This is a genomic window from Thalassospira sp. (assembly GCF_048059015.1).
GTDB lineage: Bacteria > Pseudomonadota > Alphaproteobacteria > Rhodospirillales > Thalassospiraceae > Thalassospira.
In genome coordinates this window covers 147,315-170,054 of sequence record NZ_JBLLNT010000013.1, presented here as the reverse complement: position 1 = coordinate 170,054, position 22,740 = coordinate 147,315, and the positions used below count along the sequence as shown (strand labels likewise).

General features: G+C 53.0%; 24 protein-coding genes. 21 read left to right on the top strand and 3 right to left on the bottom strand.

Annotated features, from left to right (window positions below; translation table 11 throughout):
• The first annotated feature begins 2 nt into the window (after positions 1-2).
• The 13 genes from ACMZ66_RS17515 to ACMZ66_RS17455 all read left to right on the top strand — a co-directional run bounded on the left by ACMZ66_RS17515 (position 3) and on the right by ACMZ66_RS17455 (position 11,283).
• Positions 3-857, top strand: coding sequence for an SPOR domain-containing protein (locus ACMZ66_RS17515; protein ID WP_416939112.1), 855 nt, complete (start codon positions 3-5; stop codon positions 855-857).
• Positions 844-1,914 (top strand): beta-N-acetylhexosaminidase, encoded by a 1,071-nt coding sequence (nagZ, locus tag ACMZ66_RS17510; protein WP_416939110.1) that lies wholly within the window; start codon positions 844-846, stop codon positions 1,912-1,914. Before ACMZ66_RS17515 ends, nagZ begins: the two co-directional genes overlap by 14 nt.
• Positions 1,911-2,594, top strand: a complete 684-nt coding sequence (locus ACMZ66_RS17505) for a site-2 protease family protein (RefSeq protein ID WP_416939108.1) — start codon at positions 1,911-1,913, stop codon at positions 2,592-2,594. Before nagZ ends, ACMZ66_RS17505 begins: the two co-directional genes overlap by 4 nt.
• A gap of 42 nt (positions 2,595-2,636) precedes the next feature.
• The gene (locus tag ACMZ66_RS17500) at positions 2,637-3,509 is read left to right on the top strand and encodes a segregation and condensation protein A (protein WP_416939107.1); all 873 of its coding nucleotides are present in this window, start codon (positions 2,637-2,639) and stop codon (positions 3,507-3,509) included.
• A 19-nt stretch (positions 3,510-3,528) separates the two neighbouring features.
• Positions 3,529-4,374: an SMC-Scp complex subunit ScpB gene (gene scpB, locus ACMZ66_RS17495; RefSeq protein ID WP_416939105.1), complete on the top strand. Its 846-nt coding sequence runs from the start codon at positions 3,529-3,531 to the stop codon at positions 4,372-4,374.
• 106 nt (positions 4,375-4,480) lie between these two features.
• Positions 4,481-5,524: an ABC transporter ATP-binding protein gene (locus tag ACMZ66_RS17490; protein ID WP_416939104.1), complete on the top strand. Its 1,044-nt coding sequence runs from the start codon at positions 4,481-4,483 to the stop codon at positions 5,522-5,524.
• A 175-nt stretch (positions 5,525-5,699) separates the two neighbouring features.
• Complete coding sequence (tatA, locus tag ACMZ66_RS17485) at positions 5,700-5,930, top strand: twin-arginine translocase TatA/TatE family subunit (protein WP_068519123.1); 231 nt, start codon at positions 5,700-5,702, stop codon at positions 5,928-5,930.
• A 35-nt stretch (positions 5,931-5,965) separates the two neighbouring features.
• Positions 5,966-6,361, top strand: coding sequence for a Sec-independent protein translocase protein TatB (tatB, locus tag ACMZ66_RS17480; RefSeq protein ID WP_416939102.1), 396 nt, complete (start codon positions 5,966-5,968; stop codon positions 6,359-6,361).
• A 2-nt stretch (positions 6,362-6,363) separates the two neighbouring features.
• On the top strand, positions 6,364-7,344 hold the full coding sequence (gene tatC, locus ACMZ66_RS17475) for a twin-arginine translocase subunit TatC (RefSeq protein ID WP_416939192.1): 981 nt from the start codon (positions 6,364-6,366) through the stop codon (positions 7,342-7,344).
• A 100-nt stretch (positions 7,345-7,444) separates the two neighbouring features.
• On the top strand, positions 7,445-8,719 hold the full coding sequence (gene serS / locus ACMZ66_RS17470; protein ID WP_416939100.1) for a serine--tRNA ligase: 1,275 nt from the start codon (positions 7,445-7,447) through the stop codon (positions 8,717-8,719).
• Positions 8,720-8,730: 11 nt separating this feature from the next.
• Positions 8,731-9,498, top strand: coding sequence for a 5'/3'-nucleotidase SurE (gene surE / locus ACMZ66_RS17465; RefSeq protein WP_416939098.1), 768 nt, complete (start codon positions 8,731-8,733; stop codon positions 9,496-9,498).
• Positions 9,495-10,148 (top strand): protein-L-isoaspartate(D-aspartate) O-methyltransferase, encoded by a 654-nt coding sequence (locus tag ACMZ66_RS17460; protein WP_416939096.1) that lies wholly within the window; start codon positions 9,495-9,497, stop codon positions 10,146-10,148. The genes surE and ACMZ66_RS17460 overlap by 4 nt, the downstream gene beginning before the upstream one ends.
• Before the next feature lie 82 nt (positions 10,149-10,230).
• The gene (locus ACMZ66_RS17455) at positions 10,231-11,283 is read left to right on the top strand and encodes a peptidoglycan DD-metalloendopeptidase family protein (RefSeq protein WP_416939094.1); all 1,053 of its coding nucleotides are present in this window, start codon (positions 10,231-10,233) and stop codon (positions 11,281-11,283) included.
• Between the two features lie 57 nt (positions 11,284-11,340).
• Here the strand turns inward: ACMZ66_RS17455 and ACMZ66_RS17450 are convergent, their stop codons facing one another.
• On the bottom strand, positions 11,341-12,204 hold the full coding sequence (locus tag ACMZ66_RS17450; RefSeq protein WP_416939092.1) for an ATP-binding protein: 864 nt from the start codon (positions 12,202-12,204) through the stop codon (positions 11,341-11,343).
• Positions 12,205-12,439: 235 nt separating this feature from the next.
• On the opposite strand from ACMZ66_RS17450, the gene yajC reads away from it, so the two are divergent.
• The 5 genes from yajC to ACMZ66_RS17425 all read left to right on the top strand — a co-directional run bounded on the left by yajC (position 12,440) and on the right by ACMZ66_RS17425 (position 16,975).
• Positions 12,440-12,811, top strand: coding sequence for a preprotein translocase subunit YajC (gene yajC, locus ACMZ66_RS17445; RefSeq protein WP_416939090.1), 372 nt, complete (start codon positions 12,440-12,442; stop codon positions 12,809-12,811).
• A 143-nt stretch (positions 12,812-12,954) separates the two neighbouring features.
• Positions 12,955-14,529, top strand: coding sequence for a protein translocase subunit SecD (gene secD / locus ACMZ66_RS17440; RefSeq protein WP_416939088.1), 1,575 nt, complete (start codon positions 12,955-12,957; stop codon positions 14,527-14,529).
• Positions 14,530-14,548: 19 nt separating this feature from the next.
• Positions 14,549-15,478, top strand: coding sequence for a protein translocase subunit SecF (secF, locus tag ACMZ66_RS17435; protein ID WP_416939085.1), 930 nt, complete (start codon positions 14,549-14,551; stop codon positions 15,476-15,478).
• A 108-nt stretch (positions 15,479-15,586) separates the two neighbouring features.
• Positions 15,587-16,519 carry a DMT family transporter gene (locus ACMZ66_RS17430; RefSeq protein WP_416939190.1) on the top strand — a complete coding sequence of 311 codons (933 nt, stop codon included), beginning with the start codon at positions 15,587-15,589 and terminating at the stop codon, positions 16,517-16,519.
• Positions 16,520-16,594: 75 nt separating this feature from the next.
• On the top strand, positions 16,595-16,975 hold the full coding sequence (locus ACMZ66_RS17425) for an Mth938-like domain-containing protein (protein WP_416939083.1): 381 nt from the start codon (positions 16,595-16,597) through the stop codon (positions 16,973-16,975).
• Positions 16,976-16,986: 11 nt separating this feature from the next.
• On the opposite strand, the gene ACMZ66_RS17420 is transcribed toward ACMZ66_RS17425, so the two are convergent.
• Positions 16,987-18,339: an NAD(P)-binding protein gene (locus tag ACMZ66_RS17420; RefSeq protein WP_416939082.1), complete on the bottom strand. Its 1,353-nt coding sequence runs from the start codon at positions 18,337-18,339 to the stop codon at positions 16,987-16,989.
• Between the two features lie 109 nt (positions 18,340-18,448).
• Between ACMZ66_RS17420 and ACMZ66_RS17415 the strand changes: the two genes are divergently transcribed.
• The 3 genes from ACMZ66_RS17415 (at position 18,449) to ACMZ66_RS17405 (ending at position 21,207) form a co-directional block, all read left to right on the top strand.
• Positions 18,449-19,621, top strand: a complete 1,173-nt coding sequence (locus ACMZ66_RS17415; protein ID WP_416939080.1) for a mechanosensitive ion channel family protein — start codon at positions 18,449-18,451, stop codon at positions 19,619-19,621.
• Positions 19,622-19,626: 5 nt separating this feature from the next.
• Positions 19,627-20,472 carry a phytoene/squalene synthase family protein gene (locus ACMZ66_RS17410; protein ID WP_416939079.1) on the top strand — a complete coding sequence of 282 codons (846 nt, stop codon included), beginning with the start codon at positions 19,627-19,629 and terminating at the stop codon, positions 20,470-20,472.
• A gap of 153 nt (positions 20,473-20,625) precedes the next feature.
• Positions 20,626-21,207 (top strand): hypothetical protein, encoded by a 582-nt coding sequence (locus tag ACMZ66_RS17405; RefSeq protein WP_416939077.1) that lies wholly within the window; start codon positions 20,626-20,628, stop codon positions 21,205-21,207.
• 54 nt (positions 21,208-21,261) lie between these two features.
• Here the strand turns inward: ACMZ66_RS17405 and trmFO are convergent, their stop codons facing one another.
• The gene (trmFO, locus tag ACMZ66_RS17400; RefSeq protein WP_416939076.1) at positions 21,262-22,608 is read right to left on the bottom strand and encodes a methylenetetrahydrofolate--tRNA-(uracil(54)-C(5))-methyltransferase (FADH(2)-oxidizing) TrmFO; all 1,347 of its coding nucleotides are present in this window, start codon (positions 22,606-22,608) and stop codon (positions 21,262-21,264) included.
• Between the last annotated feature and the right edge of the window lie 132 nt (positions 22,609-22,740).

The following is a 22,740-nucleotide window of genomic DNA, read 5'->3' as shown; positions in this document are numbered from 1 at the left end:
ATATGAACGAAGAACACGGCCAAGGCCTTCATGCGCAGCGTGCAGATCACTATCAGGCGGAACCGCCAGCACGCAAAAGCATGGTCAAGGGTGTTGTTACCGTGTTCTTCGGCGTCGCCGTTGTGATTGGCGGCCTTGGTGGGGCAGGCTACTGGTTTTATAATCAGGGCCAGCCCATTCAGGATGATGGCAAACTGCCCATCCTTCTTCCTGATCCATCCCCGATCAAAATCCGTCCGGAAGATCCGGGCGGAATGGAAGTTCCGCACCGTGACACGACGGTTTATGACCAGCTAAACGACGTTGATCCGGACGCCAATGTGGTGTTGCAGGAACTTCCCGACATGCCGCGTGCACCGGAAGTTGTTGCGACGCCAAAGGCTCCTGAAACAGCACCTGAGGCTGCGCCGGTGGCACAAGCTGAACCCGCTGCTGAAGTTGCGCCGGAAACTTCGACTGCTGATGTTGCTGTCAAAGCCCCGGAAATTGCAGAGCCCGCGCTGACAGATGCGCAAAAAGCGGTTGCCGCAGCTGAAAAGCGTGCTCAGGAAGCAAAACCTGTTGCACCCGCAGCAACGACGTCGACCAGCAGTGCTCCGGTTTCCACGGGGGATTTCCGTATTCAGTTGGCGTCTGTCCGCGAAGAAAGCGGTGCGTCAGCTGAATGGAAAAGATTATCGTCGAAAAACAAAGACTTGCTTGGTAGTCTTCAGATGTTCGTACAGCGCACTGACGTCACCGATAAAGGCGTCTTCTATCGCGTGCAGGCAGGGCCGTTGGCTGATGCTGCTGCGGCAGAAAAGCTGTGTGCTGACCTGAAACAACGCAATGTGGGGTGCCTCATTGTCCGGCCTTGAAGTCAAGAAACCGCGCGCCTGTGTTCTGGGTATTAGCGGAACGGAGTTGAGCAACTGGGAAAAGGGCTTCTTTCGTGAAGCCGACCCGTACGGTTTCATTCTGTTTGCGCGCAATGTCGAAAACCGTGAACAGGTTCGTGCTCTAAACAATTCGCTGCGTGAAGTTGTCGCTAACAGCAACGTTCCGATCTTTGTCGATCAGGAAGGTGGCCGAGTCATGCGTCTGAAACCGCCACACTGGCGCAAAATTCCGGCTGCGGGCGTGTTTGGTGAGCTGTTTTCCCGCAATCCCGAAGATGCGCGCGAAGCGGCTTATATCAATGCACGTCTGATGGCGATGGATTTGCGAGATGCCGGGTTTAACACCACCTGTGCGCCGGTCTTGGATCTTCGTTTTCCGGGCATGAGCAACGTGATTGGTGATCGGTCATATGGGGCAGATGTCGCAACCATTGTGATGTTGGCCAGTGCAGTCGCCGCGGGTTTGCTTGATGGTGGAATTGCGCCGGTGATTAAGCATATTCCTGGCCATGGTCGCGCATCGGTGGATAGTCATAAGGACCTGCCGGTCGTTACTGCAAGCCGTGAAGACCTCGCCAAACTCGACTTCGCGCCGTTTGGGCAGATGAAAGATGTTTTGGCGGCCATGTCCGCACATCTTCTGTTCACTGCGATCGACGACCAACGACCGGGAACGGTCTCACCCACGGTCATTAATGACGTGATCCGTGATGAAATTGGCTTTGAAAACCTTTTGATCAGTGATGATCTGTCGATGGAGGCATTAGGCGGATCAATTGGTAGCCGCACCCATGAATGTCTTCGTGCCGGTTGTGACGTTGCGCTTCATTGCAATGGCAAACGCACGGAAATGGAAGAAGTTGTTTCCATGGCGCCGTTGCTGACCGGATCAGCTTTGCAACGCGCACAGGTCTTTACCAACCAGATCGCCGGCTTTAAGTCAGAAACGCCGTCTTCTAGCCAGCTGGCGGATTGGCGCATTCGTCTGGCAGAGCTTCTGTCACCTGTTTGGAAGTCAGGGGACGACAACGCGTGAATGACGTCATCGAACTGATCATTTCGGCATCCACGTGGGTGATCCCGGTGCTGTTTGCCGTGACACTTCATGAAGCCGCACATGGCTTTGCCGCCAAACTGTTTGGGGATGATACCGCTCAGCGTTTGGGGCGCCTTAGCCTGAACCCGATCCGTCATATTGATCCGGTCGGAACGATCTTGATCCCGGGCCTGTTGTTGGTGACAGCAGCACCGTTCCTGTTTGGCTATGCCAAGCCGGTTCCAGTGGCGTTCCATCGCCTGCAGCCGCAACGATTGGGCATCATTGGTGTTGCGATTGCCGGGCCAGCCACGAATATCGCGCTTGCCATTGCATCGATCCTTTTGCTGGTGTGGCTTCCAAGCTTTTCGCCGGAAGTGAATGAATGGCTTGCCACCATGCTTAATCAGTCGATCTGGCTGAACTGCATTCTGGCGGTGTTTAACATGTTGCCAATCCCGCCGCTTGATGGCGGGCGGGTTTTGACGGCGATTTCACCGATGCCCATAGCACGGGTCTTGGCGCGTATGGAAAAAACCGGCATGATCATTTTGATCGGCTTGGTCTTTTTGCTGCCTTATGTCACGACAAAGCTTGGAATTGATCTGCCGATCTTCCAATGGTTGGTACTTGAACCTGCCAATGCATTGGTCCGGCTTTTGGCGGATATCTTCGCCTGATCGCCGAAATGGCCCGGGGAAGCTATGGACATTTGGGGATAAATGGCAGACCAGTTCGAATTGGAAATTCCCGATGACGTCTTCGACAAGAAACCTGTCGATGATGAAGGGCCGAGCCTTGCCGAACGGTTGATCCTTGATCTGGACGGGTTTGAAGGCCCGCTTGATGTTCTGCTTGAGCTCGCCCGTGATCAGAAGGTCGATATCATCAAGATTTCGATCCTTGATCTGGCAGAGCAATATCTTGAATTTATCAATACGGCACAGGGCTTGCGCCTTGAACTGGCGGCAGACTATCTGGTGATGGCGGCCTGGCTTGCTTATCTGAAATCGCGCCTGTTACTGCCAAAACAGGAAAGCGACGAGGAAGAGCTTAGCGCCGAAGAAATGGCCGAGCTTCTTGCCTTCCAGCTTAAACGCCTTGAGGCAATGAAGGCTGCTGGTGAAAAGCTGCTTGAACGACCAAACCTTGGCCGCGATTTCTTTGGTCGTGGGGATCCGGAAGAAGTACGCGTAACGACCGCATCGGTCTATGATGCGTCGCTTTATGATCTATTGAAATCCTATGCGCAGATCATGCTGACCTCGGAAAGCAAAACGCTTGAGATTGAGGCGTTTGATCTTTATGCGATGGATGATGCAATCCAGCGTTTGCGCGATCTTTTTGGCCGGCGCGTTGTTCCCACCTGGACAAAGTTGCTTGAATTTATGCCACGCGGCCTTGGGTCACCGCTTAAAGCGCGTTCCGCATTGGCCGCACATTTCGTCGCAAGCCTTGAGATGTGCCGTGATGGTGAACTTGAAATCTCACAAGAAGAAACATTTGGACCGATCATGCTGAGATCACCACAAAAGCCGCGCGAGGGGGACTTGCCGCGCCGTGATGATGCATTTGCAGATTGGAATAAGGAATAGGTTGGGGCAGGGGTAAGATATGAGCAAAGACGCACAGCTTGAAATCGAAGGCGTAGATGCCGGACCGCAGATCGATTTTCAGCATGTCCGCATTGTTGAGGCCGTTCTTTTCGCATCAGCCGAACCGGTTAGCGAGCGCGTTATTGCCGCCCGTCTGCCCGAAGGGACCGATATTTCGGCAATCCTGAATGCGATTTCGGAAACCTATGCGTCACGTGGCATCAACCTGAACCGTGTTGGTGAAAAATGGGCATTTAGAACCGCAGTCGATTTGGCCGGTGATCTTCATATTGAGGTCGAAAAAGCCAAGAAAATGACCAAGGCGACGTTGGAAACCCTTGCGATCATTGCTTATCACGAACCGGTAACCCGATCCGAGATTGAGGAAATCCGTGGCGTTGCGCTGTCCAAGGGGACGCTTGATATTCTGCTTGAAGCAAAATGGATCCGTCCTCGCGGCCGTAAGCGTGTTCCAGGGCGGCCGGTTCTGTGGGCGACGACCGATGATTTCCTTGATCACTTCGGCCTTGAGAACCGTGATGACCTTCCGGGGCTTGCCGATTTGAAGGCCGCAGGGCTTCTTGATAGCCGCCCGGGTATGGGCCGCTATGGTGCAAGTTCCGATGATGATGCGTTGCCTGACCTGGTCGATGATGGCGATGTTACCGACGCAGTTGTTGAAGAGGCACTTACCACCCGTAATCTCGAAGAATTAGATGAAACAATCTATTCGGATAATCCCAACCTGCTTGATGAGCATGAGGTTGCGCCACAGCCAGCACCCACATCGGATTTTCTCGATGATGAGGTGCCTGACTTTGGTGCGGGTTACGGGGAAGAAGAAGATAACAAGGATTTGAATTGATCCATCTTCTTGCATCGCACGCTCTGCGACCTTAAGTTTCACGAAAGATTTCGCAAATCATTTGCACCTTTGGGTGCGCGTTCACTGTAGTTAAAAGAGTTCACTGATGACCGACGGCCTTAAGATGTCGAATGTATCGCACATGTTCGGTGATAACCGTGTGTTACGCGATATCAGTTTCGATGTCGCACCAGGAGAACTGGTGTGTTTGTTGGGGCCATCAGGATGCGGTAAGACCACAGCACTTCGGCTGGCCGCGGGGCTTGAGAAACTTCAAGTCGGTGAAATTTCGGTCAGTGATCAAGTGGTTGCGCGTCCGGGTGATTATGTCGAGCCGGAAAAGCGAGGCGTTGGCATGGTGTTTCAGGACTACGCCCTGTTTCCGCATCTGAATGTCGCCAAGAATATCGGTTTTGGCCTGCGTCATATGAACGAGGCGGACCGAACGGCTGCAATCAAAAAGGCATTAGCTCAAGTCGGAATGGCCGATTATATCGCGGCTTACCCGCATGAGCTTTCGGGTGGTCAGCAGCAGCGTATTGCATTGGCGCGCGCATTGGCGCCGACACCACGCATTATGTTGCTTGATGAGCCGTTTTCCGGTCTTGATGTCGCGCGCCGTGCAGATTTGCGCGATACCACGCTTCATGTTTTGAAAAATGCCGGTATTGCCACTGTCATGGTGACCCATGATCCGCAGGAAGCCATGTATATGGCGGACCGGATCATCATCATGAATGAAGGGCAGATCATGCAAGATGGTACGCCCGAGGCCCTTTATTTCAAACCGGACAACCGTTTTGTGGCCTCGTTCTTTGGCGAAGTGAACCGGTTCCCGTCAAAGGTTGCGAATGGCGCCATTTCAACCCCGGTCGGTGAGATCACGGATTGCGGTTACGAAGACGGCACGGAAGTCGATGTATTGATCCGTCCCGAGGGCCTTCATATCGGTGAGGCCGTTAATGGCCACGACATCATGGCAAATGTCGATGCAGTACGTGTTCTGGGTGAGGTCAATCTGATGCATCTTACCCTTGAGTCTGGGGTACATATACATGCGCGTGTGCCACGGCGATTTTCTTCATTAAATCAGAAATCTGTCGCTATAACGCTTGATCCCGAGATGACCTTCGTGTTTCCTATGTCCTGACGCGGCAAACTTTCCCGGCTTGCGAAATAGGGAAAGACTGCCAAATCAGGAAAGATCAACAGGTGTTTTGTAGTGCCGGTCTATTAACCAACCGTCGCATTGCACAGTGGGGGGCTTTCTGCCATTATCCGGGCATGTCGCCGGAAGGCAGAATGGATTTTTGGAGATTGAAGTTATGGGTATTGGCGTTTGGCAAATCGTTCTGATTCTTGCGATTGTCCTGATCATCTTTGGCGCAGGTAAACTGCCGAAGGTGATGGGTGACATGGGCAAAGGAATCAAGAGCTTCAAAGCGGGCATTAACGAAAAAGAAGAAGATGCTGCCGCTTCGGCCAAGACCATCGAAAACACGACCTCTGCATCGGTTTCTTCCGAAAGCAAAGACAAGGATTCTGTGAAATCCTGATCGTCTGTCGGATTTCCTTCAGATAGGCGTGTCAAATGTTTGATATCGGCTGGACCGAAATGGCTCTTGTGGCCGTCGTCGCGTTATTTGTCGTCGGCCCCAAAGAGTTACCGCATCTTCTGTACAAGTTGGCTGGCTATTGGAAAAAAGTGCGCGGTATGGCGCGTGAATTCCAAAGCGGCATCGATGACATCATCCGTGAGGCGGAGCTTGATGATCTGCGCAAGCAGGTCAGCAGTGCGCCTACCAGTGCATCAGACTTCGTAGAGAAAAGCATCGGCGCCCCCAAAAGCGACGACAAGGCGAAGGATACAAAGGCGAAAACTGCTGCGGACAAACCGTTCGAAACAGCAGCAAAGCCTGAGAAGACTGATGCCAAATCAAGCGCTGGCGAGAGCAAGAAGAATGACCACCCGGAGAGCCAGGCGTGAACATGCAGTCGCATGACAAGCAGATGCCAATTATGGAGCATCTGATAGAGCTCAGAAACCGCCTGACATGGGCTGTTTTGGCGCTCTTTATCACTTTTGGTGTTTGCTATTACTTCGTCGAGGACATCTATGGGTTCCTCGTGCGGCCACTAGCCGACATCATGGGACCGGATCGTCGCATGATCTATACCGCTTTGACCGAGGTGTTCTTCACCTATGTCAAAGTGTCATTCTTTGCTGCGTGCTTTGTCTCAGCCCCGGTATTTTTGGGGCAGTTCTGGGCGTTTGTTGCGCCGGGACTTTATAAAAACGAGCGTTCGGCATTCATGCCGTTCCTGTTTGCTACCCCTGTTCTGTTTTTGATGGGCGGTGCGCTTGTTTATTACTTCATCATGCCGCTGGCATGGAAATTCTTCCTAAGCTTCGAACAGGTCGGTGGGGCATCCGCACTCGCCATCCAGCTTGAAGCAAAAGTGGGGGAATACCTGTCTCTTGTGATGAAGCTGATCTTTGCCTTTGGTCTTTGCTTCCAGCTGCCGGTGTTGCTCACACTGATGGCACGCGCAGGCATTGTTACGGCGAATGGCCTTGCAAGTCGTCGTAAATATGCGGTCGTGATTGCCTTTGTGTTTGCGGCAGTGCTGACACCGCCTGATCTGATTTCGCAGGTTGGTTTGGGCATTCCGATCATCATTCTTTATGAAATCTCGATCATCATGGCGCGTATTTCCGAGCGCAAGCGTGCGAAAAAAGCCGCTGCCGAAGAAGACGAAGAAGATGATGAGGACGGCGAACAAGCTGAGGCATCTGGAACGGCTGTTGCGACATCTGATGACAGTGTCGATCAGCAGGCGGCTGCCGCTGCGTCCTATGATGATGGTCAAACGTCACTGACCCGATCATCCGAAGACGATGGCGCGCCGCGTTTGTCCGGACCTTCGCGAAAAGATGATGGCGAGGATGATTTCAACAACGCCCGTTGATTGAAATCCAAGGCCGAAAAACATCCGATTTGGCGGGGTGGACCTTGTGTCCACCCCATCGTATAAAGCCACAAATAGTAGACTGACAGGGTGCCGTTCGATGCACGACATTAAATGGATTCGGGATAACCCCGAGGCTTTTGACGCAGCGATGACTGCGCGCAAACAGGAAATTACCGCTCAGCGTCTGATCGATATCGACGTTGAGCGCCGCAAACTGATGACCGAGCATCAGGAAATGCTCGCACGCCGCAAAAACATCTCCGGCGAAATCGGCAAGCTGCGAAAAAATGGTGAAAATGCCGACGAGCTGATGGCCGAAATGGGCACGCTCAAGGACAAGATCAAGGATGCCGAAGACGGGCAGGCCGCGCTGAATGAACAGCTTGATCTTCTGCTGTCGTCATTCCCGAACATTCTTGATGCCGAAGTGCCGGTTGGCGAAGACGAAGACGACAATGTCGAAGTCAATCGCTGGGGCACGCCGGGCGAGTTCGATTTCCAGCCGGTCGAGCATTTCGAGATCGGCGAAAAACTTGGCATGATGGATTTTGAAACCGCAGCCAAACTGTCGGGTTCGCGTTTCGTTATTCTGCGTGGCGGTTTGGCGAAGCTTGAGCGTGCGCTTGCACAGTTCATGATTGATCTTCACACGACCGAACATGGTTACGAAGAAACCGTAACTCCGATGCTGGTGCGTGACGATGCGATGTTTGGCACCGGTCAGCTGCCGAAATTTGCCGAAGATTCGTTTAAGACTACCAATGATTACTGGTTGATCCCGACATCTGAAGTCACCCTGACCAACCAGGTGGCTGGTGACATCGTTGATCAAGCGAAACTGCCGCTGCGCTATACCGCATTGACCCAGTGCTTCCGTTCGGAAGCGGGTTCTGCTGGTCGTGACACGCGCGGTATGATCCGTCAGCATCAGTTCTCGAAAGTGGAAATGGTGTCGGTGGTCGAGGCAGAGAAATCTGACGAAGAGCTGACCCGCAAGACACGCTGTGCGGAAACCGTGCTCGAGCGTCTTGGTCTGCCGTATCGCACGGTCATTCTGTGCACAGGCGACATCGGTTTCTCGGCTGCGAAAACCTATGACATCGAAGTCTGGTTGCCGGGGCAGGGTAAATACCGCGAGATTTCGTCTTGCTCGAACACTCGTGATTTCCAGGCGCGCCGCATGAATGCACGTTACCGTGCCGCAGGCGACAAAAAGACCCAGTTCGTTCACACCCTGAACGGTTCCGGTCTTGCTGTTGGGCGTTGCCTGATTGCGGTGATGGAAAACTATCAGCAAGCTGATGGCTCGATCCGGGTTCCGGACGCGCTTAAGCCCTATATGGGCGGGCTTGAGGTGATTTCTCCGCGCTAAGGCATGACGGCATGATTGATCTGACCAACGCACGTATCCTGATCAGTAATGATGACGGCATTGATGCGCCGGGGATCAAGCTGCTTGAGAAGCTGGCACGGGAATTTACCGACGATGTTTGGGTGATCGCACCTTCGATGGAACAAAGCGGTGCGGGGCATTCATTGACCCTGCGCCGCCCATTGCGCATTCACAAACGCGATGAACGTCATTTTGCGGTCGATGGAACGCCAACCGATTGCGTTCTTTTGGGCTTGCAGCAGGTCATGCGAGACACGCCGCCCGATATTGTTTTATCCGGAATTAACCGCGGCGGTAATCTTGGCGAAGATGTGACCTATTCCGGCACGGTCGCGGCTGCGATGGAAGCAACCCTTCTGAATGTTCCGGCAATCGCGTTCTCGCAGTATTTCTCAGGCGAGATGATCGACTGGACGATTGCTGAGAAGTACCTGAAAGACGTTACTGCAACCTTGGTCAAAAATGGTTGGCCAAAGGGTGTTCTGATTAACGTCAATTTCCCGGAACACGAAGCACCTGGTGGTGCGACGGTCAAAATTTCCAAGCAAGGTCTGCGCAAGATCGGCGATCATATTGCTGAACGTCACGATCCGCGCGGCGAACCATACTACTGGATTGGTGCCATTCTTTCGGAATTACCCGAAGATCAAAGCGCTGATCTGCGTGTCATCGAGCAAGGCAATATTTCGGTTACCCCGATCAGCCTTGACTTCACCCATTACGAAACACTTGAAAAACTGACGAAAGCATTTCCGTGAACGAGCCGGTCATTACGCGTGAAACCGAAATAGCCAATTTGCTTCAAACGCTTCGCCATGATGGCATTCATGACGAGACGGTCTTGCGCGCGCTGGCTGACATCCCACGAGAGTCTTTTGTAGCCGAGCCCTTTGTCGATCGGGCTTGGGAAAACGTCGCCTTGCCAATCAGCAAAGGCCAGACGATTTCACAGCCTTATATCGTCGCATTGATGACCCAGGCGCTGGAGCTGAATGACCGGATGAAGGTGCTTGAGGTCGGTACCGGGTCTGGTTATCAGGCGGCGATCCTGGCAAAACTTGCACGGCGTGTTTACACGCTTGAACGTCACAAGCCGCTTCTGCGCGAGGCAGAGGAAAAGTTCCGCGAGCTTGGCTTGCATACCATTTCCACCCTTCACGCTGACGGCGGACTTGGGTGGAAGGCACAGGCACCGTTTGATCGTATCATTGTGACGGCAGCGGCGCAGGATGTTCCACCTGTCCTGGTCGATCAATTGGCCCTGGGCGGGATCATGGTCGTGCCTGTGGGTGAGGTTTCCCATACCCAGTTGTTGCTGCGCGTCTTGCGGACGCCAAGCGGGGTTGAGGTAACAGAACTTATGCCGGTTCGCTTTGTTCCGATGCTACCGGGTACTGAGGAATTCTAGGCCGAAAAGTCGGCCAATATTCCACCAAGTTGCCATCTTCTGCTTACTGATTGTTAACGGCTGCTCGGCGACAATCAGTAACATGATGGAAAATTGTGTCAAACGCGCTGTTGTGAATGCAAAACGACTGCTGCTTGTCGGTATGGCAAGTGCGGCGTTGAGCGGCTGTTTGCTTAATTCCGTCCCCGTACCGGTGGTGTATGGCGATGGCGCAAGCTACAGCCCATACAGCATGCCCAAGCTCAAGAATGGCGAACGGGTGATCACGGTTGAGCCGGGGGATACCGTTTCAGAGCTTGCAGCACGTTATAGCACGGACTTTGCGCAATTCACGTCGCGCAACGGACTTCGCAAACCCTACGTGATTTATCCGGGGCAACGGCTGGTCCTACCGCCCTGGAGTGCGGATTACGACAGCACACCGCCAACCGCTGTTGCGTCAAACCAAAGCAGTACGCGGACAGCAACTGTGACGATTGCGGGCAAACGTCAGGTCGTTAGTCTTCCGGCACCCGGCAACACATCAACGACAAGCGCGCGTCCCAGCACACAAACCGCACGTGTTGCACCGCGGTCGGGCGGTAATATTCCGACACCGGGTATCAAGCCGCGCGATTACGCCTCAGTGGCGGAACGGGATGTTGCATCAACGCGGACCTGGCAGTCTGATAGCAGACCAACGCCGGCCGCAGGGCAAGGCAGTGCCGTACGGACAGAAGTTGCTTTGGCTGAACCAGCAGACCGCAAAGGATTTATCTGGCCGGTGCAGGGCAAGGTTGTCCTGAAATACGGGGCAGGGACTGGTGGTTTGTTTAATGACGGGATCAATATTCAGGCCAACCGTGGTACGCCTATCTTGGCGGCCGAAAACGGTGTTGTGACCTATGTCGGCAACGAATTGCGTGGCTTTGGTAACCTAATCTTGATCAAACATGCCGATAACTTCGTTACGGCCTATGCGCATACGGAAAATCCGTTGGTCGCGCGTGGCGACGTGGTGACCCGGGGCCAGCGCATTTCAAGTGTTGGAACAACCGGTGCTGTCACGTTCCCGCAGCTTCACTTTGAAGTCAGGCAAGGACGCAAATCGTCCGATCCCATGAAGTTCCTGCCAAGTGTGATGGTATCGAGATAAGAAAAACGCCCGGACAGAACTCCGGGCGTTTGTATTTTGGCGATCGCGGTTGTGGCGTTAATCGAGTGATTTTCCGAGTTCGCCCGCAAGTTCCTGAATGAATTGCCAGGCCACACGGCCCGAACGGCTGCCGCGCGTGACGGTCCATTCCTTGGCGCGTGCATGAAGCTCTTCGATCGGGATGTCGAGATTAAACTCTTTGGCGTAACCCTCTATAATATCGAAATAAATATCCTGCGAAATATTGTGGAAGCCAAGCCACAGACCAAAGCGATCCGACAGTGATACCTTTTCCTCAACTGCCTCTGACGGGTTGATCGCAGTGGACCGTTCATTCTCGATCATGTCACGCGCCATTAGGTGACGACGGTTCGAGGTCGCATAGAAAATAACGTTCTTCGGACGGCCTTCGATGCCACCTTCAAGGACGGCTTTAAGCGATTTATAGCTTTCATCCTGGCCATCAAATGACAGATCGTCACAGAACAGAACCGTTCGCCGGCCACTTTCCTGCAAGATATGCAGGAGTTCCGGAAGGCTCGGAATATCTTCACGGTGAATTTCGACAAGTGCCAGTGCCGCCGGGCGTTCGGCATTGATTTTGGCATGCATCGCCTTGACGATGGAGCTTTTGCCAGTCCCGCGCGCGCCCCAAAGAAGTGCGTTGTTGGCGGGCAGTCCATCCGCAAAGCGTTTGGTGTTGTTGTAAAGAATTTCTTTTTGCTGACCAATGCCTTGCAGCAGATTGATATCAATGCGGTTCACATTTCGAACCGGTTGCAGATAACCATTTTCGGCCTGCCAGACGAATGCGTCCGCAACACTGAGATCATTTTCAAAACGTGCAGGTGGGGCCATGCGTTCGAGCGCTGTCGCGATACGTTCAAGGGTAGGCAATAACTTGTCGAATTCGGTACTCATCGAAGCCTCGGACGGTTCTTTTTATTGGTGACATGAATGGGTTGGCCGGAAAGCTAGCATATCCGGAGCGTTGTGGAACAGCGTGTTAATGGCGTTGCGCCCTTGAATGATCGTGAACAAAGCCACACGTGTGTTGATTTTCCTACCAATGATCCGGTTCTTCCTTGCTTTGGCGTAGTACACCGTTATATTCCGGCAGTTGATATTTTTTGTTCTGAGGAATTAGGAGTTCCTAATGTTTATTTCGACGGCTTACGCTCAGGCCGCTGGTGGAGCGGATGGTGCAGGCGCACTGATGCAGTTCGCACCGCTGATCCTGATTTTCGTTGTTTTCTATTTCCTGCTTATCCGTCCTCAGCAGAAAAAACAGAAAGAACATAAAGCAATGCTCGAGGCGATCCGCCGTGGCGACAAAATCGTCACTGCCGGTGGTCTGATCGGCACCGTTGCCAAGGTTGTTGGCGATGACGAGCTGTCAGTTGAGATTGCTGAAGGCGTTAAAGTCAAAGTGGCACGCGGCATGGTTTCGACGGTTCTGTCGAAAACCGAACCGGCCAAAGGCGACGCCAAAGAAGAAAAAGAAGAAGAAGAGACCAAGAAAGATTGATCTCTTCGCGCTAAGTGAGGCGGGGCACAAGGCTCCGCCTTCTTGCATTTTACCGGTGGCCTGAAGCGGTACAAAATACCCGTTGTTCCAAGAACCTTGGAACCAGACCAAGGTTGACCCAGACAGATCCGGTCAAAAAACACATGCTATATTTTACCAAATGGAAAGCTGCACTGGTCCTTCTGGTGTGTGCTTTGGGCGTAATTTACGCCGCACCTAACTTCCTGCCGTCCGGATCGCTCCCGAGTGATTCCGGCTATCTGCCAGGCAAGCAGATCAATCTTGGTCTGGACCTTCGCGGCGGCTCGCACATGTTGCTTGAAGTCGACACCGATAGTGTCCTGCGCGAACGCTATGACGCTTTGGCTGACAGCATCCGCACCGAGCTTCGTCAGGAACAGATCCGTAACCGCCCGCGCGAAGCAACCGCAACCGGCGCCGAGATCACCATCCTGCGTGCAGAAGACGTCGAGAAAGCCCGTGAAATCGCCCGTACGGCAGAACCAAATACGGAACTGAGCGGCGAGGGGAACAATATCTATGTTTCCTATAACGAGATTGCGCGTAAGGAACTGATCGACCGTGCAATTGCGCAGTCGCTTGAAGTTGTCCGTCGTCGTGTTGACGAGCTGGGCACGACCGAGCCGTCAATCCAGCGTCAGGGTGAAAACCGCATCGTTGTTCAGGTGCCGGGTCTTGATGATCCGTCGCGTCTGCGTGCGATCCTTGGCCGTACGGCGAAGATGAACTTCCATCTCGTGAATGCCGAGAAAACGGCTTCTGATGCACGTTCAACCGGCCTTCCGCCAGGCACCATGATCCTTCCGTCTGCGGATGCAGGGGATCAGGCTGCGGGCATTCGTGAATACCTGATTGATCGCCGTATCGTTGTCTCGGGTGACAACCTCGTTGATTCTCAGCCGACCTTCAGCGACGGCCGCCCTGTTGTTTCCTTCCGCTTCGATGCGGCAGGTGGTGCACGCTTTGGCGATATCACCAGCAAGAACGCCGGTCGTGGTTTGGCGATCGTCCTTGATGGAGAAGTGATTTCCGCTCCGCGCATCAACGAGCCGATCCTTGGTGGTAACGGTATCATCACTGGCCAGTTCAGTGTTCAGGAAGCAAATGACCTGTCACTGCTGCTGCGTGCTGGTGCGCTGCCGGCACCGATGCAGATCCTTGAAGAACGTTCTGTTGGTCCGGGCCTTGGTCAGGATTTGGTTGAGGCTGGCGAAATTGCAGCCCTTCTTGGTCTGGTCTTCGTCATCGCCTTCATGGTGATCAGTTATGGCCGCTTTGGCGTTTATGCCGATATCGCACTTCTGATGAACCTGATCCTTGTTCTGGCAGTAATGTCGGTTCTGCAGGCGACGCTGACCCTTCCGGGTATTGCCGGTATCGTTCTGACGGTCGGTATGGCGGTTGACGCCAACGTTCTGATTTTCGAACGTATTCGTGAAGAGCGCCGTAATGGTCGTTCCATCATCAATGCGATTGACGCGGGTTACCGTAGCGCGATGTCGACCATTCTTGATGCCAACATCACCACCCTGATTGCGGCATTGGTTCTGTTCAGCTTCGGTTCTGGCCCGATCAAGGGCTTTGCAGTCACGCTGGCAATTGGCATCATCACTTCCATGTTCTCGGCCATCTGGCTGACCCGTCTGTTGATTTCAGTCTGGGTCAAGCGCAGCCGTCCGACTGAACTGGTACTTTGAGGAAGGGCACAGGGAAGATATGAAACCTTTACATCTTGTCCCGGATGACGTGAACGTCCCGTTCCTCAAATTCCGGAAAATCTTCTATATCGTTTCGCTGCTTATGGTTTTGGGCTCTGTTGGTATGTTCTTTACCAAGGGTCTCAATTTCGGCATCGATTTCCGTGGCGGTATCCTGGTTGAGATCAAAACTAACGGTCCTGCGGATATCAATGCGCTGCGTGATAATCTCGGAAGCCTTGGTCTTGGTGACGTTTCGATCCAGGAATTTGGCGCACCTGATGATGTACTGATCCAGCTGCAGCGTCAGGATGGTGAAGAAGAAGCCCAGATGGCTGCACTGGCTGCCGTCACCGAAGCGCTTGGCGACGATGTAACCATTCGCCGTAGCGAACTGGTCGGCCCGAAGGTTGGTAGCGAGCTTAAGGAAGCTGGCTTCTATTCGGTCGTCATCTCGCTTCTGCTGATCATGGTCTATATCTGGGTACGCTTTGAATGGCAGTTTGCTGTCGCGTCGGTCGCAGCACTGCTTCATGACGTTCTGATCACCATTGGCTTCTTTGTCATTACCGGTGTTCAGTTCGACCTGGCGACACTTGCCGCGGTTCTGACGGTTGCGGGTTATTCGATCAACGATACGGTCGTTGTGTTTGACCGTATCCGCGAATATCTGCGCAAGTTCCGCAAGATGGAAATCCCGGATCTGCTTGATCTGTCGATCAACTCGACCTTGTCACGTACGACCATGACGTCATTGACCACCTTGCTGGCATTGATTGCGCTGTTCGTATTTGGTGGCGAGGCGATCCGTGGCTTCACCATGGCTTTGATCTTCGGTATCGTGATCGGTACTTATTCGTCGATCTGCGTTGCTTCTCCGCTGCTGGTTGTTTTGAACCTCAAACGCAAAATCCCCGAAGCGGAAGAAGGTCAGGAAGCAAGTGCCTGATCAATAACGTTGAATTGATAGATTTACACTAAGGCCGGGTTTGTGCGACAACAAACCCGGCCTTTTCTTTTGCAGGCTTTTATCGTTCGCGGCTTCTCGTTTCTGCCCATGGAGAGCCGGTTAAAAATCCTTCAAAACTGGCGTCCACCGATGACACTTCATGTTGCTTCAAACCCCGAGCATCGCGCAAATCTGACAGGCAGCCTTTGGATGATGACTGCGATGGTTGCCTTTGCCTTTGAGGATGCGTTCGTTAAGGCAGTTTCAGCGGCCCATCCTGTAGGTCAGGTTTTGCTTGTGTTTGGCTTCGGCGGTGCTGTGCTGTTTGCAGCCGTCGCGCGGATCGAGAAAAAGCGCCTGCTTAATCCTGACGTGCTGTCGCGTGCCATGGGCATACGGGTCGTGTTCGAAGTGGTTGGGCGGTTGTTTTATGTCCTGGCACTGGCGTTGACCCCACTTTCATCAACCACGGCCATACTTCAGGCGGCACCAATTATTGTCGTTCTCGGCGCGGCGATCCTGTTTGGTGAAAAGGTCGGTTGGAGAAGATGGACCGCAATCATCATCGGTTTGATCGGCGTTTTAATCATTTTGCGTCCGACCGCTGACAGCTTTTCTGCTTTGTCCTTGCTTGCCGTGATTGGCACGATTGGCTTTGCTGGGCGCGATCTTGCCAGCCGCGCAGCCCCTGTATCGCTAAGCACGTCCATTTTGGGGTTCTACGGGTTCGTGGCCATCATTCTGGCGGGCATCTCGTTTTCGATTTGGGATGGAAAAGCGTTCACATGGTTAAGTATGGAGAGCCTTTTGTATCTATTGGGTGCGGTCCTGATGGGGGCGTTTGCCTACGCAGCCTTAATGAAGGCAATGCGCATCGGTGATGTATCCGCCGTTACGCCATTTAGGTATACTCGGCTATTATTTGGGATTGCACTGGGCATGATATTGTTTGGTGAAGAGCCCGACATGATGATGATCATTGGATGTGTTGTTGTCGTTTTGTCCGGGCTATTCATTTTGTGGCGTGGAAAAACTGTCTAAGAACACCTCGACACTGAGTGAAATTCAGACTAAGTCCAAATCACGTTAAAAAGAACGACGGCAAATGGGTCCAAAATGTCTGTTGAAGTAAGTACGATGGTCGCCGAAGGCCGCAACCTGGTCTCAGGCTATGGTGATGGCCTGTTTCGGTTTGGCGATGAAAAAGTCACGGGTTCGGTGATCCTGTTTCCAGAAGCTATCTATTCCTGGAATGTCAAATCCATCGATGACATCACACCTGAATCATTTGCACGTGTCATCGAGAAGGCCGACGACGTTGAAATCCTGATACTGGGTATGGGAACACGTTTAACGCCGGTACCAATGGCTTGGCGTCAGGCGCTTAAGCCGCATGGCATCGTGATCGAGCCGATGGATACGGGTGCTGCTTGCCGTACTTATAATGTGCTGGTGGCCGAGGCACGTCGCGTTGCCGCCGCGATGATCGCGATCTGATCAGGCATAGTTTAATTCGAAAAGAACGCCTGCAATTGCTGGCGGACCTGTTTGACGCTGGTAAAGAGTGCAGCCGGTCCGGGTGCATGTTCAGCCGGGAACGAATCCCCACACAGGAACAGGTTTTTCCAAGGTGGCTGTAGCCTGTGACGCAGTGCAGCCAGTCCCGGGCTCAGTTCCGGGAAGGGGGCCTCTGCATCAATGAAACGATAGTTCGGGTGATCAAAGCCTTCGGCATTCTCAGAACGCACCTGTAAATCCAGATTTAGATACTGATCACACAGCCAAACACAGCGCTGCCATATCCGATGGGCAAACTGATCTATGGTTCCATCATTTGGAATATGGAGGCCGCTATTCAGAGAGACCTGAAGATGACGGCGATTGCAGTAGATGGCGCGCACGATATCGTCACTTACCAACAAGCATCGCGGTTCGGCAAATGGACGTTTTAGTTCAAACGCCATGGTTTGCCGTTTGGCCGGTGCTGGCGTCATACCGATATCAGGAACCGCATCACACAACGGCTTGGGATGAAGGGCCAAAACAACGGCGTCGTTCGGTTTAAGAACGATCTGGCTATCATCATCAAACAAAAGGTCGGTTGCGTAATCAGATGTGCTGTCGATATCACCAAGTTTGGTGTTGGCCTTGATACTGCCACCAGACGTGATGAAACGTTCACGCAATGCAGGCAGGGCAATATCGTTCAGGATAATCGGATCGATCGCAGAAAAGACCGGCTCATGACTTTTTGAAAACAGTTTGGACGCCTTGGGTGTCATGACCCGGCCCAAAAGGGCCTTCGAACAACGATGTGCGGGCATGGAAAAAAGAACTTCGGCAAGTACGGCCAGCGCATCGCGGTGATAGGTGCCAGGTACATTGGCTTGCTCGTCGCTTTCAAGCATGCCTGATGCGATGGTTCCTTCAACCCGGCTTTCTTCACTGGCATATCGGTTTTGCCACAGCGAAAATGCGGTATAGGCACGTGCAATGAAACCAAGTCTGCGGGCAATTAGCGCGCGTGATATACCCTGATCAAGGGTAATAATGGCCGGCTTGCGACGGCCGCGCTTTAGCCCCATGACGCAATGGGCGGGTCTGATCAGCTTTGTCGGGATTTCGGGCCATCTGGCGAAATAGTCGGCAACGACACCGTCTGGATCATGGAAAATCTCAGGCTCGGCAGTTTTGTGGCTTTCGGGAGCTGTTTGCATGCCACGTGTCCAGCGGCTTTCAAAGGGCTCTGCCTCATCGTAAAGCGTCACGTCAATGCCGTCTTCCGCCATGAGGGTTGCCAGGGCGGAACCCGCCAGGCCACCGCCAATAACGTGTAATCGTCCGGACGTGAAGGATGCCATATGCCTGCGCCATTTTAGTTGTTATACAAAGGCCGGAAATACATGTCTGCACGTATTAGTTTCATGTCGGTCGTCAAAATAACCTTAACAGCAGAATACCTTACAAGCCATGGATGAAATCACAACCGAACTGGGCAGCCTCAACGAAGAAGTCATTGGCCACATGAATACATGGGTCGATCTGCTTGGTGGTGGCGAGGTCGGAAGATGGGTTGGGGCAGCCTTAGTGCTGCTGATTTTCTTTATCTTCAAGCGCGTTTTGGTGCGCGGTGCTTTGGGCATTTTGCGCCGAATTGCCCAACAGCGTGCCCAAAGCATGATTGCCAATGTGCTCGATGCCTTTGCTTTGCCGCTGCAAGCCCTGGTGATGCTGCTTGGTGTCTATTTCGCGACAGAACTTCTCGCACTTCCGGATGCCATAAACACTGTCGGAATGGACGCGATTACGTTGGCATCGGCATTTTGCGTGTTCTGGGCTTTGTTCCGGGCGGTTGAGCCTGTTGCTGTATCGCTTAACCGTCTTGTCGGGCGATTTGGCGCCGGACTTGGCGATGATCTGCGGCAGTTTTTCATCCGGGGTGTCAAAACACTGATTGTTGTTATTGGCGGGGTGATCTTCCTTGAAGGATGGGGCATCGATGTTTCGGCCTTCCTCGGCGGCCTTGGTTTGGCCGGGATGGCCGTGGCGTTGGCCGCCAAGGATTCTGTTGCCAACATCTTTGGCGGTCTGACGATCTTTGCAGATAACCTTTATAAGCGCGGAGACTGGATCGAAACTCCGCATTTCGAAGGCACAGTCGAAGTGGTTGGCTTGCGTGCGACGAAGGTTCGGACTTTTGCCAAGGCACTGGTAACCATGCCCAATGCTCAGATCGTGGATTCTCCGGTGATCAATTGGTCGCGGATGACCCATCGCCGTATCAAGATGGTCATCGGGCTTGAATACCGAACCACGGCAAAGCAGATGGAAGCTATTGTCGAAAAGCTGCGCATGTTCCTGAAGGAAGATGACGACGTTGCGCAAACCGATGTGGCGCAGATGGTCCATTTGTCCGATTTTGGGGCCAGTTCGATAAATATCAATCTGTATTACTTTACCAAGACCACCGACTGGGTTACATGGCGGGATATTCGGAACCGTCATATCATCGCATTCAAGCGGATTGTCGAAGAAGAGGGCGCTGCATTCGCATTCCCGTCGCAATCTCTTTATGTTGAAACCATGCCGGAAACCTTGAGCAATCCCAATGACGATCTGCGTTCGACGCAAAAGATCGGATAGGCAAAATGACTGATACGCCAAAGCTTTCCCATTGCGCAGATTATGTCCGTCGTCATGACCGTGACCGTTTCCTGTGTGCCTTGTTCGCATCACCTGAACAGCGCGAAGACCTTTTCACGCTTTATGCGTTTAATCAGGAAGTCTCCAAAACGCGCGAAATGGTCACCGAGATCATGCTGGGTCATATTCGCCTGCAATGGTGGCGGGATACGTTAACTGAAATCGCCGAGGGCAAGGTTCGCAAGCATGAAGTGGTCGAACCACTGGCCGAGCTGGTTGAGAAGGGCCTGTTGACGACCTTTGATCTTGAACAGGTGGTTGCCGCGCGTGAATTTGATCTCGAGGACCGTCAACCTGCGGATATGAATGAACTTGATCGCTATGTCGATCAGACGTCCGGGAAAATTTCTGTTCTTGCTGCGCGCTTGTTGGGTGCAGAAGGCGAAGACGCAGACCATGCCGCGCGCCTTGCCGGAAATGCCTATGGGTTGGTTGGTATCTTGCGCGCGATGGTGTTCCACGGGCGGGCAAAGCGTCTTTATCTGCCAAAGGACCGCATGGAGCATCATGAGGTTGCCCAAGGCGATCTGTTTGAGTTCCGCAAAAAGGAACAGGTGCGCAATTTCACTCGCGAGATTGCCGAAGTTGCCCGTACTCGCATCAAGGATGCCCGCAAAGTACGTAAAGCGCTGCCGAAAAAAGCCCATGCGGCAGCCTTGCCCGTGGTTCTCGCCGATGGCTATTTGAAGAAGCTTGAAAAGGCCGAATTTGATCCGTTTTCTGCGGATTTCGGTCTGGCACGGCCAGCCAGTGTGCGCCTGATGCTCAATGGTCTGATCAAGCGATATTGATCAGAAATTCCTTGGTGGCTGGATATCGCGAAAATATCATCTAAATTAATGATAAAGGGTAGGGCAGTTTCGAACTGTCCATGTTAGCGTCCATAACGCTTTGATTATACGACGCAAGATTGGCTAAGCCACCCAAGGTGAGGACAGACCGTGATGACACATATGCATTCAATGTCTGAAAAGCATTGGTTACAGCGCCTGATGGGGGCTGGACTGTTTTGTGTTGTTACATTGCTACCAATGGTCTCGCAGGCCGCCAGCATTGACCCGTTTGTTGGCAGTTACCACGGTACAACGATTGAGCATGCCGAAGGCGAACTTCAAGCGCGCGACCTTGACGTTGTCATTCAGAAAACCGAACGCGGCTTTACCGTCGATTGGGCGACAGTGATCCACAAATCCGATGGCCGCGAAAAGAATGTGTCGCTAAATGTCGAGTTCTTCTCGACCGAGCGACCGGAAATCTATGGCAGTGCCATGCGTTCTGGCCTGTTTGGCAAACGTATCCCCAATGACCCGCTGAAGGGGGAGCCATTTTTCTGGGCGCGTATTGTTGACGCAACACTGACCATTCATGCGCTTTATATCACCGATGAAGGTGGATATGAGATGCAGGTCTATAAGCGTACGCTTGATGAAAACGGAAATATGGATTTGGTGTTCCGCCGTTTCCGTGATGGCGAACAGATCCGTGACATCACGGGCGAACTGGAACGACAGCCCGCCAAGTACTAATGGCACGGTTGGTCCAAAGAAAAAGCCGCATCATGTGATGCGGCTTTTGTCGTTTCAGGCGGCCGTGATGGCGCTAAGCCATTCATCAAATAGTGGGATTGCGCGATCGGTATAAAGCTTCTTGCGATCACGTCCCTTAACGCGTTTGGTCAGTTCCAGATCAGGGAACAGACCGAAATTGACATTCATCGGCTGGAAGGTGCTTTCATCCGCGCCACCGGTGATGTGGTTAAGCAATGCGCCCATTGCTGTGGCCAGCGGCGGCATTGGCAGGGTTTTGCCCGCTTTCTCGGCCGCAGTGAAACGTCCGACCATCAAACCAACAGCAGCACTTTCAACATATCCTTCACAGCCGGTGATCTGACCAGCAAAGCGCAGATCAGGACGCGACTTCAGGCGCAGGGTATTGTCCAACAAACGCGGTGAATTCAGGAATGTGTTGCGGTGAATGCCACCAAGACGGGCGAATTCCGCATTCTCAAGTCCCGGAATGGTTCGGAACACCTCAACCTGCGCACCGTATTTAAGTTTGGTTTGGAACCCGACCATATTGTAAAGCGTGCCAAGGGCATTATCCTGACGTAGCTGGACAATTGCGCGCGGCTTTTGCGTCGGGTTATGCGGGTTGGTAAGTCCAACCGGCTTCATCGGGCCATGACGCAGGGTTTCGCGACCACGCTCGGCCATTACTTCGATCGGCAGGCAACCATCAAAGTAAGGGGTGTCCTTTTCCCATTCTTTGAACTCGGTTTTTTCACCTTCGATCAGGGCATCGATGAAGCGGTTATACTCGTCTTCATACATCGGGCAGTTGATGTAATCCTTGCCATCGCCCTTGTCATAGCGCGATTGGAACCATGCCTTATCAAAATCGATGCTTTCCTTGTAGATGATCGGTGCGATCGCATCAAAGAAGGCAAGGCTTTCTTCGCCGGTCGCCGTGCGAATGGCTTCGGCAAGCGGGCCCGATGTCAGCGGGCCGGTGGCAATGATGGTCTGTTCCCATTCCTGGGGCGGAAGACCATCGATCTCGCCACGTTCCATTGAAATCAGCGGATGGTTTTCAAGCGCGTCAGTAACCGCCTGCGAGAAACCTTCACGGTCAACGGCCAAGGCAGCACCAGCAGGAACCTTATGTTCATCGGCGCAACGCATGATGATAGAGCCAGCACGGCGCATCTCATCATGGATCAGGCCGACAGCATTATATTCCTTGTCGTCTGACCGGAACGAGTTGGAGCAGACCAGTTCGGCGCATTTGTCCGTATGGTGCGCATCTGTCGGACGAACCGGGCGCATCTCATGAATGTTGACAGGAACGCCAGCTTCTGCAAGCTGCCAGGCGGCTTCACTACCAGCCAGACCGGCACCGATAATATGAACGGGTTTGACCGTGCTCACGTGTGCGAACTCCTCGCGAAGAATGGTTTTGAAATCTTGGCACACACATAGCGGTGCATGGGGGCAGATTTCAAGTCAATTGCGCATGAAAGCCGCCGATCGACTGCATGAGGGCATGAATTTTTCACAATG